This window comes from Chitiniphilus purpureus, assembly GCF_025642115.1.
Lineage (GTDB): Bacteria > Pseudomonadota > Gammaproteobacteria > Burkholderiales > Chitinibacteraceae > Chitiniphilus > Chitiniphilus purpureus.
Genome location: NZ_CP106753.1, coordinates 93294 through 112191, shown reverse-complemented (window position 1 = coordinate 112191; position 18898 = coordinate 93294). Strand labels below are relative to the sequence as shown.

Below are 18898 nucleotides of genomic sequence, written 5' to 3'. Positions count from 1 at the left end.
CGCTGCCGCGCCCGCTGCAGGCGGGCGCGGCAGCCTTGCGCGGGGTCGATCTTGTCAAGCCCTCACTGGTTTCTTTCGTTTACTGCATTGTTTAAGTTCTTAATCCTGACTTTTTGTTGACGATTGTCTGTTAAGATCAGCCGATTGTCATGCTTGAGGTGGTGGGCCAGGAAGTGGCGTGTATCAATGAGCACCGGACACTTCGACAACCATGAACCCGGTGTCGTTGCTGCCGATTGGCCTCGTGGATTGAGACGCCATTTGCCATGGCTTCCTGCTGCGAAGAAACCGGTTGAACTGATCGCCGATCTGCGTAAGCCATGCCAACGAGCGCTTGAAGCAATCGGCGGGCGGTGGGTTTGAATAAGTGATGAGCTTTGCTGTTTTCCCTGAAGCCAGCCTGGACAGTAGGCTTTTCTGAAATTTCCTTGGTTTGGATGCTTTATGAAAAGCATTCTTGCCGGTTAGGCGCCCAAGTCAGTGAATAAGCGACATAATTCGGTAGAAAAGAAATGAAAAATTTAATCAGCCAATGCAGAACCCTGGTAGCTATCTGTGTTGCGGTTTTGCCATGTTTCGCGTGGACTTATCAAGATCCACCCTTGCCAGAGGCGCCATTTGGCTATCAATATTGTAGCTACACGTGCTCAAAGGATCTTCTCAGCCAAGAAATTTGGCTAAATGAAAACCAAGCCCAATTTGGATTTACAGTAGTCTATCTAACCCCCTGGAAGTTTTCGGGAGTAGGTGGGGGTATTGGTTGCGACTATCCATGGGGGTATATATACCCTTCGTGTCCGCATTATGCACGAAACTATCACTATCTTGGAGACTCCCCTAACGACATTCGAAGCTTTGGCGTTTTTTATCGAGGAATATGTACTCCCGATAAATTCTACGGCCCTGCGACACTCACCTGTCGCCCACTGTGCCCAGTAGGCTCCTATCTGAGCCGCTCGCTCGGCAAATGCCGTCAGATCTACGTGCCTTCGTGCACTGGTACCCAATGCACTGAGGATAACCCTAATCGAGGGCGTCCCGGTATTTGCTCTGGCAATCCGATTGCCACCAATACTGCAAATAAATTCCAAGTCGAGCGCGATATCCACTACAACGGGCTATCGTTTGAGCGTTACTATAATAGTCAAGCGACGGAAGATATCGGTTTGGGAGTGGGATGGCGCCACAATTTTCATTCCCGGATTGTGCGCAAACCAGGGTGGATGAGCCCTGCCCCCGCAGGGCCCGACATCGAGCTGGCACCCAATTCCATGATGGAAATGGCAGCTGATATCGACCCGGACTGGGCCGCGCATCAAGCCTGGCCCCAGAATATCCCGGCAATCTATTATGTGTTGGAACGCGCCGATGGCCAGAGCTTTGCATTTGATTTGAATGGCAAGGCCCTTAATTCGGCCAGTGGCATGTATTATCAAATTGCTATTGAAAGTGGCGGCTTTGTTGTCAAAACTAGTGACGCTATAGAACGGTACGACACAAGCGGACGTTTGTTGGAGGTGGTGTTGCCTAATAGGATATTGAGCATAATTTACAATCCGGATAGTCGCGTGAAAGAAGTGCGTGACCAATTCGGGAACAAAATCGTGTTCACCTATAACGCCAACACGCGCTTGGTGCGTGCCGAAACTGCAAACGGCGTTACCGTAAATTATGCCTACGACGCCGTCGGGCACTTGGTCTCGGTCACCCACCCTGACCAGACCAGCCGCCAATACCACTACGAAGACCCCAACCCCTACCTCCTGACCGGCATCACCGACGAAGCCGGGGTGCGCTACGCCACCTGGCGCTACAACGCCGATGGCGAGGCCATCTCCTCCGAGCACGCCGGGGGCATCGACAAGGTCGGCCTCGCCTTCACCCAGGCCGGCAGCACCCGCACCACCACCGAGACCGATCCCCTCGGCACCAACCGCCGCTACCACTTCACCCAGATCGGCAAGCGCTGGCTGCTCACCGGCCAGGATCAGCCCGGCGGCGCCGGCTGCGGCCCGGCCAGTGCCACGCTCGGCTATGACGCCAACGGCAACGTCCAGTCCCGCACCGACTTCAACGGCGTGCGCACCACCTACGGCTACGACCTGACCCGCAACCTCGAAACCACCCGCACCGAAGCCGCCGGCACCCCGCAGGCCCGCACCGTCACCACCACCTGGCACCCCACCTTCCGCCTGCCCGCCACGATCACCGAACCCGGCCGCGTCACTACCTTCAGCTATGACGACCAAGGCCACTTGCTGCAAAAGCAGATCACCGCCGACGGCGTCACCCGCGCCTGGCGCTGGACCTATCTGCCCAATGGCCTGCTGGAGACCGCGACCGATCCGTTGGGCCAGCTCACCCGCTACAGCTACGACGCCCAGGGCAACCTCGCCATCGTGACCAACCCGCTGAACCAAGTCACCCGCTATCGCCATGATGGCTACGGCAATCTGTCCGAGCAGATCGACCCGGACAACCGCAGCACCACCTTCAGCTACGACCTGCGCCAGCGCTTGAAGTCCCGCACCGAGGTCCACGGCACCACCACCTTTGATTACCTGCCCACCGGCCTGCTCAGCAAGGTCACCCTGCCCGATGGCAGCGGGCTCAGCTATCGCTACGACCCGGCCCACCGCCTGATCGGGGTGGATCACAGCGACGGCAGCCGCATCGACTACACCCTGGACAATGCCGGCAACCGCAAACGCGAAGACCGCTACGACCCGGCCGGTACCCTGGCCGGGGCCCAGCAGGCCGTCACCGCCGCGCAGCAGCTGCCCGGCACGCCCCAAGCGCAATAAGGCCCCGTCCCCATGCTTACCCGGATCCCTACCATGACCTTGTTCCGCCCCCTGCTGCTGGCCGGGCTGGCCCTGGCCGGCAGCCTGGCCCACGCCGCACTGCCGGCCCATCAGGCCACTGTCAGCACCTTCTACGACTACGATGCGCTCGGCCGGCTCGAACGCATCATGGATGCCCAGGGCCACCAGACCACCTTCACCTATGACGCCAACGGCAACCGCACCAGCCGCAAGGACGCCCTCGGCCGCGAAACCCGCTACGCCTACGATGCCCTCAATCGCCTGGTACGCATTACCCATCCCGACGGTGGCATCGTCGAATTGCGCTACGACGCCCGCGACAACCTCGTCTCGGTCAAGGATGCCCTCGGCTTCACCACCACCTACACCTACAACGGCTTCGATGACCTGATCCGCCAGCTCAGCCCCGACAGCGGCGCCACCACCACCACCTACGACGCCAGCGGCCTGCCCCAGAGCAGGACCGACGCCCGCGGCAAGACCGCCAGCGTCACCCGCGACGACCTGGGCCGGCCCACCCGCATCGCCTTTGGCGACGAGACCCACCAGTTCAGCTACGACCCGCCCAACGGCACGGGCCAGCCGGCCGGCTTCAGCGACGCCAGCGGCAGCACCCAGTACAGCTACGACCCGCAGGGCCGCCTGGCGCAGGTGACCCGCCAGCTCGGCAACGCCACCCTGGTCACCCGGTACGGCTACACCGCCGCCGGCCAGCTCAACCGCATCGCCTACCCCTCCGGCACCATTGTCGAATACGACTGGCAGCATGGTCAGGTCAGCGCCATGCGTGTCAACGGCCAGCCGCTGCTGGACCAGCTGCACTACAGCATCGACGGTCGCCCTCTCGCCTGGCGCTGGGGCAATGGCCAACTGCGCCAGGCCCCCGGCGACGCCCAGGGCCGTGTCGCCGGCCTCACACTGGCCGACAGCCAGTTCACCTACAGCTACGACGCCGTCGGCAACCTCATCCGCCAGGACCCGGGCACCGCCGCGCTGCGCAGCTACGGCTACGACCGCATGGACCGGCTGGCCCAGGCCAGCATCGGCACCACCCAGTACAGCTACCGCTATGACCTGAATGGGAACCGCACCGAGAAGCACACCGGCGCCGCCATCAACCTGCTCACCCACCATCCGGCCAACAACCAGGTGCTCAGCGTCGCCGGGGCCGGCCTGGACGGCAAGTACAGCTACGATGCCGCCGGCAACATGGTCAACTACGGCGCCAACCTGTACAACAACGCCGGCCGGCTGATCCGCAGCAACAGCACCCCGGCGCGCCACTACCGCTACAACGCACTCGGGCAGCGGGTACAGAAGAGCGACAACGCCAGCGACACCACGCTGTACGCCTATGATCCGCAAGGCCAGCTGCAAGGCGAATACGACGCCGCCGGCCAGCCGAAGCTGGAACACCTGTGGCTGGGCACATTGCCGGTGGGTACGGTGCAGCACAGCCAGGGCACGGCGCAGCTGTACTACGCCTGGGCGGACCACCTGGGGGCCACGCGCCAGCTGAGCGACCCGGCCCGGCGCAAGGTGGTGTGGGACTGGCCGATCAGCGAGCCGTTCGGCCACAGTGGGGTGCGCGAGGATCCGGACGTTGATGGCAAGTTGGTGACGTACCACCTGCGCTTCCCGGGGCAGTACTTCGACAAGGAGACGGGGCGGTTCTACAACTACTTCCGGGATTATGATCCGCGGATCGGGCGGTATATCCAGAGTGATCCGATTGGGTTGGAAGGCGGGATTAATACGTATGGGTATGCAGACAGCACCCCGCTGGTGCTGATTGATCCAGATGGATTGACCCCTGGGCCGTACCGACCCGCTGACACGCCAACGCATCTGATACCCTATCGGCATATGCTGTCGGCAGTGCAGCACCGGGTTGATCCTAATAAAATATCCAAAGCCCCGGCAATGAGTAGGGAGCTGGAGGATGCGGTTTGTAGTCCTAGTTTTGGAAATTCGGCAAAGGGAGGGGCAGCCAACGTAGCCGCTCATGAAGCCTACAAGAATGATCTACGCGCGGTGATGAATAAGCCTACTGTTTCTGATCCTTCGCTGGCAAAAATCATGGATCCGCTCTATCGGCCAAATGCAACTATAGGAAGTGGTAGTACTGCTGCAGCAATCCGACAAGAGCGTGCGACTGGTCAACCTGTGGGCGGAGCTTATCACTCTCAAAAAGCAGCAGACAGCATTCGGTCACTTGAACGTTGGCTAGCCAATAATCCAACTGCTCGGGCAAGTGACCGGGCTGCAGCAGAGAATGTCATTAAAGATATGCGCAACGCTTTACAAGGACGATGACTATGCGTTATGAAGGATTCATTTATTCGCTGATTGAAACGTCAAACGCTGTTCGAGCTGCATACCAGGAGGTTTCTTGTGAATGGAAACCCGAAGACCCTCCGGTCACAACTTTGTTTGCTGCTCTTGGCGATCAAATTGTGGAGGATTTCGGCAGCACTGATCTCGCAACAAATAATCGTATTTTCTTCTTAATTGAGCAGGGAATGGAGAGCGATGATGAAGGATTAGTAACAGCTGTTGCAACAGGACTCATTGAAGCACTAGCGACGAAGGCAGTGAGCGAAGAGGATTTGTGGAACAGAATATCTAAATTTTTAGGACCGAAATCGCTTCAGCATGCAAATGCTTGGCTGGGCAAATAAAATCCTGAATGACTTCAAGATGAAAAAATAAAGCGAGATACTGCTGAACGCGCTGCTCGTGCTGACGAATGCGGCGGCCCTCTCGGGGACGATATCGATGCCTATCATAACGATGTATTCCGAGATGCTGGCCTTTCACCATTTTTCTATGGGGGCAATCGTTGGCCACAAAATACAGATCCCAATCCGGTGCCCTACGAGCCTAGCGGCTCAAATCCTGTAGATGATCTCTTCAATTGGCGTCAAAGGTAATAAGAGATGGAGCGAAAATTGTTCCGAGGTTTATCTTTGTTTGTTGGCGTGAGTGGAGTGGCTTTTTATATTTTTCTTCTCTCAATGTGGGGGGGTTGAAGGAAGGCAAGCTGGTTTTTCTTCAAAAGATTTTTTGTGGAAGTTTGATTTCATATACATGGCTCTTTTTGGGTCTGGCCTATCACCTCTAATGATTGCAATTTATTTCTTAATTTTAAAGAAAACGGTCAGGGGAAACTTTATAGGTTTGATTTATGCTGTATTGCTCGTCCCATTTCATTATTACGTGATGGCAATAGCTGCACATAATACAAAGGAAGTTTATCTGCCTTATCTTGTGCTAAGGTTTATAATACTTTTATCAATTATTTTCTTGTTTTCAGGGTGCAATTTTATTGAAGTAGATAAGTGCCTAGATAGGGGAGGGAGGTGGAACAAAGAAAAAAATATTTGCGAATTTCAAGAAATAAAAGGAGAGTCTGTTAAATAGGAAATGAAATAACCATTCATGGCATGCTTGCGCGCATGGAAAAACTTGATGCCCGCAAATTACCCCGCGATGCGCAAGACGAAATGGGTCAGCGAGCAATCCGCATGCACGAAGAATTGAACTTGCCCTGGCTTTGTTGCACAACTCCTCGCACGTGAGCCCGACCGGTGATCAGTACCTTCTACGACTACGATGCGCTCGGCCGGCTCGAACGCCTCATGAATGCCCAGGGCCACTTTTAGTCGGGGCATATGAGGGCGAAAGTTTTTTGTACGTGGGACAGCGGAAGAGCTAGGGAAAATTGACGTTGTACCCTTAGCCGGGTTAACCAAGGGGATTCCTACGAAACGACGAAGCCGGCCAATTGCTGGGCGAAATACGATGCCACCGGGCAGCGGGTGCAGGAAACGGTGTGGCTGAACGGGCACCCGATCGCGGTGCTGCAAGGCCCCAGCAGCGCCCCCCGGCTCTACTACGCCTGGAGCGACCACCTGGGCACGCCGCGGCAGCTGTCCGAGCCGACCACCAAGAAGGTGGTGTGGGACTGGCCGATCGGCGAGCCGTTCGGCCACAGCCAGCCCAACGAAGATCCGGATGGTGATGGCGTCAAGATCGTCTACAACCAGCGCTTCCCCGGGCAGTATTACGACAAGGACTTCGGTTTCGTTTACAACTACTTCCGGGATTATGATCAGCGGACGGGCCGGTATTACCAGAGTGATCCGATCGGCTTGGCGGGGGGATCAATACGTATGCGTATGTGGGGGGAAGCCCATTGTTGGCAGTCGACCCATATGGGTTGCAAGCTATTCTAATTCCTCCTATAGCTGTTCCTGGGGTTTCCACAGCCTCATCTAATGCTCAAAATGAGTTGGCAAGACAATTAACGAACAAGCTCAAAAAATTAATTGAAGCAGAGCAATCTTCCGGAGAAGATTGCAAATGTTTGCCCGCAACCCCGGCTAACATACGCAAAGTAGTTAAAGACTCTCCGTATTCAACTTTGCAGAGAAAGGTTTCCGCTCCTGGGGTGCAGGAATATGTTGATGTGGTTCAATCTGGAGCAACACCTGAGCCAATCAAGATGTCAGAAAGATTGATAGTGGATGGGAATCATAGATACATTGCTGGGCGTCTATGTGACAAACCGCTTCCATCCACAAATGCCACTCCGCCTCTTACGGCAAGAAGATATCCACTTAGCGATATTGTGGTAGACCCAGTTAGCTGGAGGTGAATTTTGAGAGTGTTTAATATAGAAACCCAGTCATATATTGATATTAATTTGGATGATTTAAGCAGCACGCACCTTCATAGAATACTGTTCGAAGGAATGGATTTGAATGGGCTGCAAATGAATGATGCCAGTTTTATTGGGTGCTTTTTTGGGGGATGCCATGCAGTGGGAACCAACTTCTCTAAATCAAAGCTAAATGTCTCCAGTTTTGTCAAATCAGATTTAAGGAAGGCGAAATTTGACAATGCATCGTTGAGAGGTTGTGATTTCTTTCTGGCAAATTTAGAGGGGGCCAGTTTTATAGGGGCAGATATTGAGGGGGCGAATTTCGAAGGTGCAAATTTGCAGGATGCAAAGTTTTAGAAAAATCTTTTGCAGTTTTGTTCTAAGGTCTTGTTCCACCCTATCCTGTGATTGAGGTGGTCCTGGCTTCCCCGTAAGTGCTTTCCCAGCTAAACCCTTTCCATCCCACACTGATGTCATCATGGCCGGACAGTGCACTGTCCGGCCATGGCAGGGCACCCCGTCAGGGGTGTGTGCCGGTCCTTAGAACTTCAGGCCCAGCGAGGCGCTGACGGTGCGCGGCGCGCCGGCGATCACGTCGTCGGCGTCGGCCCAGTAGCGCTTGTCGAACAGGTTGTCGACGTTCACACGCAGCGTGGCCGGCACGGTGCCGAACCGGGTGTCGTAACGTGCGCCGAGGCCGAACACGTTGTAGGCGGCTGCCGATTGCCCGGTATTGGCGTTGTTCACCGGCCGCTCGCCGGTGTGGGTCCAGCTGCCCATGAAGGCCCATCCGGCAAGCGCCTGCGGGCTGTACTGGGCAATCAGCGATGCGCGCTGGCGCGGGGTGTCGGCGGGGCGCTTGCCCTGGGTGTTGGGGTTGCCGGTGTCCTTCAGCTCGGCGTCCAGCAGCATGGCGCTGGCGAATACCGTCCACTCGCGCGCGACATTGCCGGCCAGCGACAGCTCGACGCCCTGGTGGCGGCGCAGGCCGTCCTGCACGAAGGTGCGGCTGCCGTTGTCGTTGATCCGGGTGTATTCGGCCGGCTTGTCGATGCGGAACAGCGCGAGCTCGGCGGTCAGCCCGGCGCCCAATTCGGCCTTGACACCGGCTTCCCACTGTTCGCTGGTCAACGGGGCCATCTGCTCATTGGCATTGGTGGTGTTTGCCGGTGCGATGCCGCCTTGCTCCAGGCCCTCGACGTAGCTCACATAGGTGGAGACATGGGCCAGCGGCTTGTAGACCAGTGCGATGTTCGGCGAGAACACGTCCTTCTCATAGTGGCTGGTGACCGCGCCGGTGTTGGTGTTGTAGCCGGTCTGCTCGCGCTGGGCGTAGCGGCCGCCCAGGTGCAGCTTCCAGTTCTGCCCGAACGAGAGCACGTCGTTGAAGAAGAGCCCTTCCTCGCGCGTGCGTTGCGCGAGGCCCGATCCGGCAACCGCCGGCTCGGGATTGGCCAGCTGCGTCGGCTGATGGATGTTGGTGCTGCCGATCCCGCCCCAGAAGCTGTCGCCCCAGTAGAGCTTGTGGCGATGCACCGAGGCGCCCAGCGTCAGTTCGTGCCCGATGCCGCCGGTCTCGAACCGCCCTTGCAGCGTCGCCCGGCCGTTGACGGGTTCGCGCTTCTGGTCGGGGGCGTAGTAGAGGAACACATCGCCGTCGCCGTTGGGCTGCAGGTTGCCGATCGACCAGATCTGGTTCTGGTCGCGCGTCAGCCGCATCCAGTTCGCATCCAGCGCCACCGACCATTGCTCGTTCACAAAGTGCTCAAGCTTGCCGCTGATCAGCGTGAACTCGGTGGGATAACGTGCCCAGCTTTGCCCCAGGAAGGTGCGCGGGTCGAAATCGCGGGGCAGGTCGCCGTTCACGTCCTGGTCCAGCGACGGTTGGCCGTGCTGGTTGCGCCGCTCGTGCTCGACGTCCAGCTGCAGCACGGTGTTGTCGGTCACGCGCCCGTCCAGCGCCAGCGCCACGAAGCGCCGCTTGCCGTCCACTTCGCGCACATAGCTGCGCTCATCCTCGTAGGCCGCGTTGACCCGCACGCCGAAGCGCCCGTCCTCGCTGCGCCGGCTCACGTCGGCATGCGTCTTGTAGTTGCCGTACTCGTTGACCGACAGGTTCAGGTCGTTGACCGGCTGGGCATCGGGGCGCTTGGTCACATAGTTGATCAGGCCGCCGGGCGCGGCAAAGCCCGATTGCAGCGCGGACAAGCCCTTGAGCAGCTCGACCCGTTCCTTGTTTTCCAGGCCGGTGGCCTGCTGGTTCACCACCATCAGGCCGTTGTAGCGGAAGTTGCTGGCGTTATCGAGCGCAAACCCGCGGATTGCGGGCGAGCTGTACCAGCCGGGGTTGGCCGTGGCCGAGGTGACGCTGGCATCGAGCCGGTCCAGCCCGGCGATCGAGTCGATCTTCTGGTCGGCCAGCAGCTCGGCCGGCAACACTTTGATCGAGAACGGCGTGTCGACCAGCGCCTGTTCACCCGAGCCGGCCAGCGCGGACCGGGCGACGCGGTAGCCGTTGGCCGCCGAGCCTTCGGCCGCTGCCTTGACGACCACGGTGGGCAGCGTGGTCTCACCAGTGGGGGCAGCGGTCGGTTCCTCGGCGTGGGCTGCGGTGGCGGAAAGGGCAATGCCCAGCAGCGCGGTGTGTACGGCGCGGGCAAGGGGGGTCGGTTGCGACAGCGGAGCGTGAGCAGTCAGGTTGCTTGGTTTCATGGACGATGGTCGACGTGGGTTCAGAAAAGGAAATCGGGTGCGCATCGGCCCCCTGGTGCCGCGGCGCCGAATGCGGTGCTTGGCACAACCTGGCGCCGGGGTGCAGGGCTGAAGTGCCGCAGCGGGGTTGGCGGGCCTGATGCATTACTCATTTTTTAAGAATGATAACACTTCTTATTCATTGATCGGAGCGGTGGCCTTTCCGCGGGCCGGTCCGCTGGATGGTCGTCGGTGACCGGCGGCAGAACGGCAAGCTGGCGCGCAGTGAAGGGCAGGTCAGGCCAAGCTGGATTTCATGCGGCCCGTTGCAAGGGCAAGGGCCCACATCGGCGCGGCGCCGGTAGGGGCCTGCCGGGCCGGCGGGGTATCAACAAGGCACCCGGAGGCGTTCAGGCCAGCGCGCGTCGCTCGGCCAGGTCGGGTTGTTGCGCCTGCCGGCATGCGGCGGCGAGCACCTGGCCGATCTCGCCGGTGCGCACCGCGGTGACCGACAACAGCGTATCGCTCAGGCCATGGGTCGTTTCGCAGGCGCCTTGCAGGAAGATCATGGGCTGGAATTCCGGCACGCTGTGCAGCCGATAGTGGCGGTCGGCGGCGAAGCCGGGCAGGTACGGTGCCAGCGGCGCCAGCATGGTGCGGTGCTGCGCGCGCGCGTAGCCGGTTGCCAGCACCACCGCATCGTAGCGCTCGCTGTAGCCGTGCCCGGTATCCAGATCGCGCAGCGCCAGTTCGATACCGTCGGCGCCGGCACGCACGTCCTCGACCTCGTGGCGGCGCAACAGCCGGTGCCGCGCGGCGCCGTTGATCTTCTGGTCGTAGAACACCTGGAAGATGCGCTGGATCAGGTCAAGGTCGGGGCAGGCATAGTTGGTGTGCCGGAATTCGCGCAGCAGCGCGTCGCGCTCGTCCTCGGTGCGGCCGTAGACATGGTCGACAAAGTCGGGGTTGAAGATTTCGTTGACGAAGGGGCTGTCGTCCGAGGGCTTGAGCGCCTGAGCACGCAGGATGAGATCGACCCGCGGGCCGTGCGGCCGGCCATGCAGGTCCATGAAGATCTCGGCCGCGCTCTGGCCGGCACCCAGCACAGCGATGTGCCGTGCCTGGGCATGCGCGGCGATGCCGCGCAGATAGCCGCTGGAATGGAACACCCGGCTGTCGTCTCTGAGCGGCGCGAAGCACGCCGGGATGCTGGGGGTGCCGCCGATGCCCAGTGCCAGGTTGCGCGTCAGCCGCTCGCGGACCGCCCCGGCACTGTCGCGTGACCGCACCCGCAACAGCGTCACCTTGCCGCCCTGCTGCTCGGGCAGCACCTCGATCACTTCCTCGCCATAGGCGCAGCGATCCTCGAACTGCGCCGCCGCCCAGGCGAAGTAATCGTTGAACTCGCGCCGGCTCGGAAAGAAGGTCTTGAGGTTGATGAAATCCTGCAGCCGCTGCTTTTCATGCAGGTAGTTGATGAAGGTGAACCGGCTGGCCGGATTGCGCAGCGTCGCCAGATCCTTGAGAAACGAGACCTGCATGTGCGTGCCGTCCAGCAGCATGTCCCGATGCCAGGTGAAGCTGCGCTGCCTTTCGATGAACAGCGTCTCCAGCGGCGGCCCGCCCTGCTGCAATTCGTCCAATGCGATGGCGAGCGCGAGGTTGGATGGGCCAAAGCCGATGCCAATGAGATCGTGGATAAGCAAGCGGCACTCCTTGGGGGTGGTGTTGGCGCCGTCCGGGGCCGGCGGGCCCGTTGCAACGGCCTCCCACATGACGCAGCGCGGTCCGGTTTGTTTAGGGGTCCCTGCCGCCAGGCAACGGTGGCCAGGCCGCGAGGGCGTCTCATTGCGGGCTCGGCGCCCGGGCCGGGGCGGCCGCCGTGCACCGCGGGAGCACCGGGGCCCAGGCGCCGTTGCCAGTGCCCCCGGTTGCATCGCCCCCGTCCGGCGCGGTCCGCTCCGTGCTGCTTGCCCGGAGTGCTGCACCGGGTTTTGTCCGCGGCCCTAAACATCCGACGCTGTCATCCGTCTTGTTCTGGTCCGCGGGGCCGGTTTTGGCCTCGCCGCAACGCGAACACCGAGACAGGCGCCCATGCCCAAGAAAAAACTGGTCTACATCTGGTCGCTGAGAAACGCCGCCGCCGACAAGGCCGGGCAGTACATCGACTACAAGGGGGGGCGGCGCTATATGAAATCGCCGCTCGAATATCTGGTGCAGGCACTCAACGAGACCGAGCTGGGGGCGTGCTACTCGCTGGAGGCCGTGATCTACGACGACGACCCGGAGTCGGCGCGTGACCGGGAAAAGCTCAGGGAGTACGGCTTTTCGTGTCAGCCGGGCCGGCAATGGTTCTATCCGCCGCAGCTGGCGCTGGCGGGGCGGCCGGTCAATGTGCTGCTGTGCCCGGTGCCGTCCAGCTATCGCCGGTTGCCGCTGGAGTCCGCGGCGCGCCCGGCCGCGAAAAGCGCCTTCGAGCACCGGCTGCTGGCGCAGCTGACGGCGTTGGAGGCTGATCTGGTGGTGCTGGATGGCCTGCTGGTGATCCTGGACGAGCTGGTGCGCCCGGGCGCGCCGTTCCATCGGCGCATCGTCAACATCCATCCGGGCATCACCCGACTGGAATCACCCTACGAGCGGCGCGGCGCCCATGCCACGCTGGATGCGCTGTACGGCGCACGCGGCGAGAAGGTGATCGACTGGAGCACGTTGCAGACGCGGCCGGTGCCGCCGGTGACCCTGACCGGCGCATCGTTCCACTACGTCGACAACGGCATCGACTCGGGCGAGGTGATCGTCGATGTGCTCGATACGCCGATCGATCCCGCAGACACCATCCTCGAGCTACGCTGGAACAACTTCCAGCGCAGTCTGTTCCCGGCGCTGCACCGGGGGCTGGCCCACCTGGCCGGCGTTGCGCAGGCGACGACGGTGGGTGAAACAGCCTGCCTGTAGACCTCACCCTGCCGGTGCAACGCCCGCTGTCGATGCGCTCGACCGGCGCGCGGGTGCCACCGGCCACCATTCGAAACAGCGTGGCCAGGCTGCACGTGCAGCCTGCCCCGATCCGAGGAGACCGCAGTTGAAGCACAGCAATCCACTACACAGCGCAGTGCGCAAACGTACCGCCGCCCTGATGGCGCTGTCGGCGCTGGTGATGGCACAGCATAGTGTGGCTGCCACGCCGGACGGCGTGCAGATCCGTATCACCACCGACGGCATTCCCCATGTGCGCGCCGCCAATTGGGGGGACCTGGGTGTCGGCGTGGGCTATGTGCAGGCGCAGGACGCGCTGTGTACGCTGGCCGAAGCCTTTGTCACCTATGAGGGGCGCCGCGCCTGGTTCTTCGGCGCCGAGGCGACGCCGGCGCGCGATTCCACCTTCGGCCGGCGCCGCAACCTGGACCTGGATTTCTTCTTCCGCGCCTTTGCCGAGCCGGCCACGCTGGCGCGGCTGCGTGCTGAACAGCCGGCCGGGTTGCGCGCGCTGATCGAAGGCTATGCCGAGGGCTACAACCGCTACCTCGCGCAGGCGCGCAGCGAGCGCGGCCAGGGTGCGCAGCGCGCCTGCCTGGATGAAGCGTGGGTGCGCAACATCACTGCCGACGATCTGTACCGCCGTATCTACGCCGCCCAGGTGGCGGCGGGCTATCTGCGTTTCCTGCCGGAGATCGTCAACGCCCGGCCCGCGACCGCTGCAACCGCCGCCCGCGATGCGCTGCCGCTGCGGGAGAGGCTGGCGCATCGGGTAGGTGAGGAAGTGGGCCTGGGCAGCAACATGCTGGCGTTCGGCGGCAAGGCCACCGGCGAGCGTGGCGCGGTGCTGTTCGGCAATCCGCACTGGTATTGGGGCGGGCCCGACCGCCTGTATCAGATGCACCTCACCATCCCCGGCCGGCTCAACGTGGCGGGCGCGACCTTCCTCGGCATGCCGGTGGTGATGATTGGCTTCAACGACGACGTGGCATGGACGCACACCGTGTCGGAAGCGCGCCGCTTCGGGTTGTTCGAACTGGCGCTCGATCCGGCCGATCCCACCCGCTACCGGGTCGATGGCAGATCCGAAGCGATGACGGCGCGCGAAGTCCGGGTGGAGGTACGCGGTGACGACGGCACCGCCCGCAGCGTGACGCGCACCCTCTACCGCACGCGTTTCGGGCCGGTGGTGGACCTGGGCGGCCACGATGCAGCCTTCGGCTGGGGGCGCACCAGCGCGATCGCCATCCGCGATGTGAACGCCGACAACTTCCGCGTGCTGCGCCACTTCTTCCATTGGAACCAGGCCAGGTCGCTGGACGAGTTCATTGCCATCCAGCGGCGCGAGGCGGCGCTGCCATGGGTCAACACCGCCGCCATCGGCCGCGCAGACGGCCGCGTGTGGTATGCCGACGTCGGCGCGGCCCCCAACGCGCCCGACAGCCTGCGCCAGTCCTGCCTGACCCCGTTGGCGCAGGGCTTTGCGCAGCTGGATGCGCGCACGCCGTTCCTGGATGCCAGCCGCTCGGCGTGCGACTGGCAGACCGACCCGCGCGCGGTGCAGCCGGGCGCCATGGCGGCACAGGCGATGCCGTCGCTGCTGCGCGAGGACTACGTGGCCAACATGAACGACAGCTACTGGCTGGCCCAGCCCCGGCAGCCGCTGGAGGGCTATCCGGCCTTGCTCGGCGGGGAGCGACGGTCACTGACCCTGCGTGGCCGGCTTGGCCACCGCATCGCCAACGAGCTGGGGGCGAGCGGCGCCGCATCCGCGGCCGAACTGAGCCGGCGTGTGCGGACGGCGGTACTGACCCCGCGCGCCTACTCGGCCGAGCAGTTCAAGGACACGCTGCTCGCCCAGGCCTGCCAGCAACGCACGGTGACGCTGCCTGCCACTGCTGACGCCCCGGCGGCACCGGTGGACATCAGCCGTGCCTGCGCCATCCTGCAGCGCTGGTCTGGCAAGGCCGATGCGCAGGACCGCGGTGTGCTGCTGTGGGAGGCATTCTGGACTGTGGTGGACCAGACGCCGGACGATGTGCTCTACCAGGTGCCCTTCTCGGTCGACGCGCCGCTGGATACCCCCAGCGCACCGCGGCCCGGCCCCGAGCGTGCCGCGCAGGCGTTGGCCCAGGCGGTGGTCTCGCTCACCCGGCAGGGCATCGCACTGGATGCGCCGCTGGACAGCCAGCGCTTCGTGCAGAGCGAAGGCCGACAATTGCCGCTGTTCGGCGGCTGCCACCTCGTCGGCTATTTCACCGTGGTGTGCAACAGCGACCGCACCAACCGCATGGGCCCCGATGCGCTGGGCAACAGCTATCTGCAGGTGGTGCACTTCGGCCCCAAGGGCGTGGAGCCCTACACGCTGCTGGCCCATGGCCAGCATGAAGCCGCGGTGAGCGATGGCACCGGCGCGGCGCCGGTGGCCCGCTACACCCGCAAGGATTGGCTGCGCTTTCCGTTCAGTGAAGAGGACATCGCCCGCAGCCCGGGCACACGCACGCTGACGCTGCCAGGGCTGCGCGCGACGGCGGAGCGGCAGGACTGAGCTGGCAGCCCCGGCGGCGTGTACCGTGCCGGGCGCCGTTTGCCGGTACAGGCTGGCTTGGCGTGGCCCGGCGGCTCACGGCCATGCCGCCGCTTCGCTGCAGGTGCCGACATGCACGATGCCGGCCTTGCCGTCGTTGGCCACGTACACCTGGTTCTCGCCGGTCCTGGGATAGGTGCTGCCGTCGGCGCAGGTGGCGCTCTGGGTGGTGCCGATCACGATCTGGCTGCCCGGCCGCACCTCGCACGCCACCACGCGGTCCAGATTGCTCCATTCGGGACAGATGGCATAGGCGGCGCGGTACGCTTCCAGTGGGCCGGCGGGGCGGGTGAGCGACCACCAGCCGCCCAGCCTGGAATACGGCCTGCCCGAATCGAACACGCGGTACAGCAGCACCGGTGCGGCCACGGTGAACACCTTGGCCGTGCAGGTGCCGCCCTTGCCGCTGGCAAAGCGTGCCTGGCCCAGCAGCGCCGGATTGGCCGCCTCGGCCAGACCCGGCGCAGCGGCGCGCACCTCGCCGACACAGGCTTCGCCATCGACCCCGGTCTGCGCCGGTGACGGGGCGCCCGGCAGCAGCGCGCAGCCGGAAAGAACCAACGGGACCAGCAAGGCGGTGGCGAAACGGACGGTCATGGGCGGCTCCTGTGCGGTGGGTGAGGGGTGATGTGGCCGGCGCGGCGTGGCTGATGATCACTGGGCCGCGACGGCGGCTTGGTGTTGCAACGCGATCCAGGGCACGCCAGCGTGATCCTGTCCCCGGGCCTCGGTCCTGAATACTGCTTCGTCGACTCGCAGCGGCTGCCCGGCCGGCACCGGGGTGAAATCGCCGTGATGGCGCAGATGGCGTTCGGCGTGGACGATCCTGCCGTGGTGGCGAAAGACCAGCAGCACCTGGCCTTCGTCGATCCACGCATCCTTCAGCACCGCGGAACACGCGCTGCCCTTGAGCTGCAAGGTGCCGCACACGCTCTGGCGCAGCGAATAGGGCGAAAAGAGATACACATCCGTCCATGCGAAAGCGGTGGCGTCGGCAAGCCGGATCCGCGTCGCCCCGTCGTCGCGCACCATCTTCCTGATCTGCCAGCCCACCGGGCCGCTGGCGAGATAGCGGTGGATGGCGCCGCCGTTGACGACCACGGCAAGCAGCGTCAGCAGCACAATCAGCAGGATCGCCTTCATCGTCTTCCACATCGGGCAACGCATGTTGTCAAAGCCGGGACGGTCGACCGCGCGGTCGGCCGGCGCACCCAGCGTTGGCCCGCCGCGGCACCCCGACGCGGAGCGCCACACCGCAACGCCACCGGGGTGGCAACCGGCCGGCGGCCCCTGGTCGAGGTGTTGTAGCACATCGGGCGGCACACCGTGTCGGCCCGCCCGGGCAGGCCGTTGCACTATCGGGTACCAGTGCCGCCAGTGCCTGTGCCGACGCCGCCCGCGCAGCATGTGGCCCAAGGCTGGCTGTGCCAGGTGCGGGCCGCCGCGTCAGCCCAGGCCGGCCTGGTCCAGCCCGAACATCGCATCCTTCGAGCCCGGCACGGTGCGGAAGGCCACGTTCAGGCGGTTCCAGCCGTTGATGGCGGTGACGCGGAACGTGAGCTGCGCCAGGGCTTCGTCGGAGAAATGCTGCCGTACCGACTCGTAGAGCGCGTCCGGCACGCCTTCGGGGGCGAGCTGGGTCAGCGCCTCGGTCCATGCCAGCGCGGCGCGCTCCTGTGGCGTGAACAGCGGCGATTCGCGCCAGATGGCCACGTGGTGCAGCCGCAGCTCGCGCTCGCCATGGAGGCGCGCCTGCTTGACGTGCATGTCCAGGCAGAACGCGCAGCCGTTGAGCTGGGAGGCGCGGATGTCCACCAGCAGGGCCAGTCCCTCGTCCATGCGAAAGGCCATGCTGAAATCGAGGTACTTCTTGAACAGCTCGGGCGACAGGCGGGCGTAGTCGAGGCGGGGTTGCTGGGTGCTCATGATGCGGTCCTTGGGATGAGGTGGATGACGGCCGGCGGATTCACCGGCCACCTCCTCAAGACGGGGCAGCCGCCCGCGGTGTGACATTCATGGCTGCAGTCGGCGTGCGATCGCGCGCAGCTTGTCCGGATTGCGCTGCACATACAGCGCGCCCACACGCCCTGGCGCAGCGGCCGCTGGTGCCAGCGCGATCGTCTGCACCAGCACACCGCCCGCCAGATCGTCGAAGATCAGGCAGCCGGGCAGCCCGTTGACCCGCGCCGGCACCAGCCGCCAGCCGCGGTTGCCCGATATCTGGGCAAAGCCGATGAAGGTGCTGGCGATCGCGGCGCCGCCATGCAGCGGCTGCGGCACTGCAGTGACCTTGCCGCCGCCATCGGCCAGCAGCACCGCGTCCTCGGTGAGCAGCTGCGTCAACGCCGATACATCGTGGCTGCGCACGGCGTGCATGAACGCCGCGGTGAGCCGGTCGCGCTCCGGCTGTGCCACCTCGCGTCGCGCATAGTCCGCCTTCACGTTCCTGCGCGCACGGCTGATCAGCTGCCGGCATGCCGCCTCGCTGCGGTCCAGATGATGGGCGATCTCGTTGTAGTCCAGGTCGAACACGTCGTGCAGCAGAAACGCCGCCCGCTCCAATGGCGACAGCCGCTCCAGCGCCAGCATGAACGCCACCGACACATCCTGCGCGAACTCCGCCTGCGTTTCCGGACCGGGCATCCAGCCGAACAGCGCCTCGTCCTCCAGCATCGGCTCGGGCAGCCAGACACCGACGTACTGCTCGCGCTGTGCCGCGGCCGAGCGCAGCCGGTCCAGGCACAGGTTGGTCACCAGCCGCGACAGGAAGGCATCCGGGTGCTGCACGGTGGCCTCATCGACCTCGGCCCAGCGCAGCCAGGCCTCCTGCACCATGTCTTCGGCCTCGGCACGCGAGCCGAGCATGCGATAGGCCAGCGCCCGCAGCCGACGCGCATGCTCACGGTCGTAGCGGCGGGCACGGGCGGTGGGGGAGCGGTCGATGTCGTCGTTCATGGTGCGGGCCCTGGGGGTGAGTACGGTATCCAGGGCAGACGGAGCAGGGTGGGCGGATGTGACATGGTGGGGAGGCCGGGGAAAGCGCTGCTGCCCGGGTTGGTGGGACTGGTTGGGCGTGGCTTGGAGGAGAAATGGGGGATGGGTGTGCTTTTGCAATGGACGGCTTTGGCTGCAGCGCTTGGCCTGTTCAACCAC

At 63.1% G+C, this 18898-nt stretch carries 14 protein-coding genes and 1 pseudogene; 9 read left to right on the top strand and 6 right to left on the bottom strand.

Annotation, left to right across the window (positions count from 1 at the left end; all coding sequences use genetic code 11):
• Positions 1–512 precede the first annotated feature (512 nt).
• The 7 genes and pseudogenes from N8I74_RS19410 to N8I74_RS00415 form a co-directional block, all read left to right on the top strand.
• Positions 513–1196 (top strand): annotated as a pseudogene (locus tag N8I74_RS19410) (DUF6531 domain-containing protein); the annotation flags it as partial.
• Between the two features lie 408 nt (positions 1197–1604).
• Positions 1605–2804, top strand: coding sequence for an RHS repeat domain-containing protein (locus N8I74_RS00440; RefSeq protein WP_263124929.1), 1200 nt, complete (start codon positions 1605–1607; stop codon positions 2802–2804).
• 33 nt (positions 2805–2837) lie between these two features.
• Complete coding sequence (locus N8I74_RS00435; RefSeq protein WP_263124928.1) at positions 2838–5141, top strand: RHS repeat-associated core domain-containing protein; 2304 nt, start codon at positions 2838–2840, stop codon at positions 5139–5141.
• Between the two features lie 2 nt (positions 5142–5143).
• Complete coding sequence (locus N8I74_RS00430) at positions 5144–5506, top strand: DUF7674 family protein (protein ID WP_263124927.1); 363 nt, start codon at positions 5144–5146, stop codon at positions 5504–5506.
• A 304-nt stretch (positions 5507–5810) separates the two neighbouring features.
• Positions 5811–6248 (top strand): hypothetical protein, encoded by a 438-nt coding sequence (locus N8I74_RS00425; RefSeq protein WP_263124926.1) that lies wholly within the window; start codon positions 5811–5813, stop codon positions 6246–6248.
• A 398-nt stretch (positions 6249–6646) separates the two neighbouring features.
• Entirely contained in the window at positions 6647–7063 is a 417-nt protein-coding gene (locus N8I74_RS00420) for an RHS repeat domain-containing protein (protein ID WP_263124925.1), read from the top strand.
• 431 nt (positions 7064–7494) lie between these two features.
• Positions 7495–7848 carry a pentapeptide repeat-containing protein gene (locus N8I74_RS00415; RefSeq protein WP_263126783.1) on the top strand — a complete coding sequence of 118 codons (354 nt, stop codon included), beginning with the start codon at positions 7495–7497 and terminating at the stop codon, positions 7846–7848.
• Between the two features lie 183 nt (positions 7849–8031).
• On the opposite strand, the gene N8I74_RS00410 is transcribed toward N8I74_RS00415, so the two are convergent.
• Positions 8032–10203, bottom strand: coding sequence for a TonB-dependent siderophore receptor (locus tag N8I74_RS00410; RefSeq protein WP_263124924.1), 2172 nt, complete (start codon positions 10201–10203; stop codon positions 8032–8034).
• Positions 10204–10592: 389 nt separating this feature from the next.
• Entirely contained in the window at positions 10593–11888 is a 1296-nt protein-coding gene (locus N8I74_RS00405; protein ID WP_263124923.1) for a lysine N(6)-hydroxylase/L-ornithine N(5)-oxygenase family protein, read from the bottom strand.
• Between the two features lie 388 nt (positions 11889–12276).
• Between N8I74_RS00405 and N8I74_RS00400 the strand changes: the two genes are divergently transcribed.
• Together N8I74_RS00400 and N8I74_RS00395 are read left to right on the top strand one after the other, a co-directional pair.
• Positions 12277–13137: a formyltransferase family protein gene (locus N8I74_RS00400; RefSeq protein WP_263124922.1), complete on the top strand. Its 861-nt coding sequence runs from the start codon at positions 12277–12279 to the stop codon at positions 13135–13137.
• Positions 13138–13264: 127 nt separating this feature from the next.
• Complete coding sequence (locus N8I74_RS00395) at positions 13265–15706, top strand: penicillin acylase family protein (RefSeq protein ID WP_263124921.1); 2442 nt, start codon at positions 13265–13267, stop codon at positions 15704–15706.
• 75 nt (positions 15707–15781) lie between these two features.
• On the opposite strand, the gene N8I74_RS00390 is transcribed toward N8I74_RS00395, so the two are convergent.
• From N8I74_RS00390 to sigJ, 4 genes are all read right to left on the bottom strand, one after another.
• Complete coding sequence (locus N8I74_RS00390; protein ID WP_263124920.1) at positions 15782–16342, bottom strand: hypothetical protein; 561 nt, start codon at positions 16340–16342, stop codon at positions 15782–15784.
• Positions 16343–16399: 57 nt separating this feature from the next.
• Positions 16400–16888 carry a hypothetical protein gene (locus N8I74_RS00385; RefSeq protein ID WP_263124919.1) on the bottom strand — a complete coding sequence of 163 codons (489 nt, stop codon included), beginning with the start codon at positions 16886–16888 and terminating at the stop codon, positions 16400–16402.
• 303 nt (positions 16889–17191) lie between these two features.
• Entirely contained in the window at positions 17192–17671 is a 480-nt protein-coding gene (locus tag N8I74_RS00380; RefSeq protein ID WP_263124918.1) for a carboxymuconolactone decarboxylase family protein, read from the bottom strand.
• A gap of 87 nt (positions 17672–17758) precedes the next feature.
• Entirely contained in the window at positions 17759–18700 is a 942-nt protein-coding gene (sigJ, locus tag N8I74_RS00375) for an RNA polymerase sigma factor SigJ (RefSeq protein WP_263124917.1), read from the bottom strand.
• Positions 18701–18898: the final 198 nt, after the last annotated feature.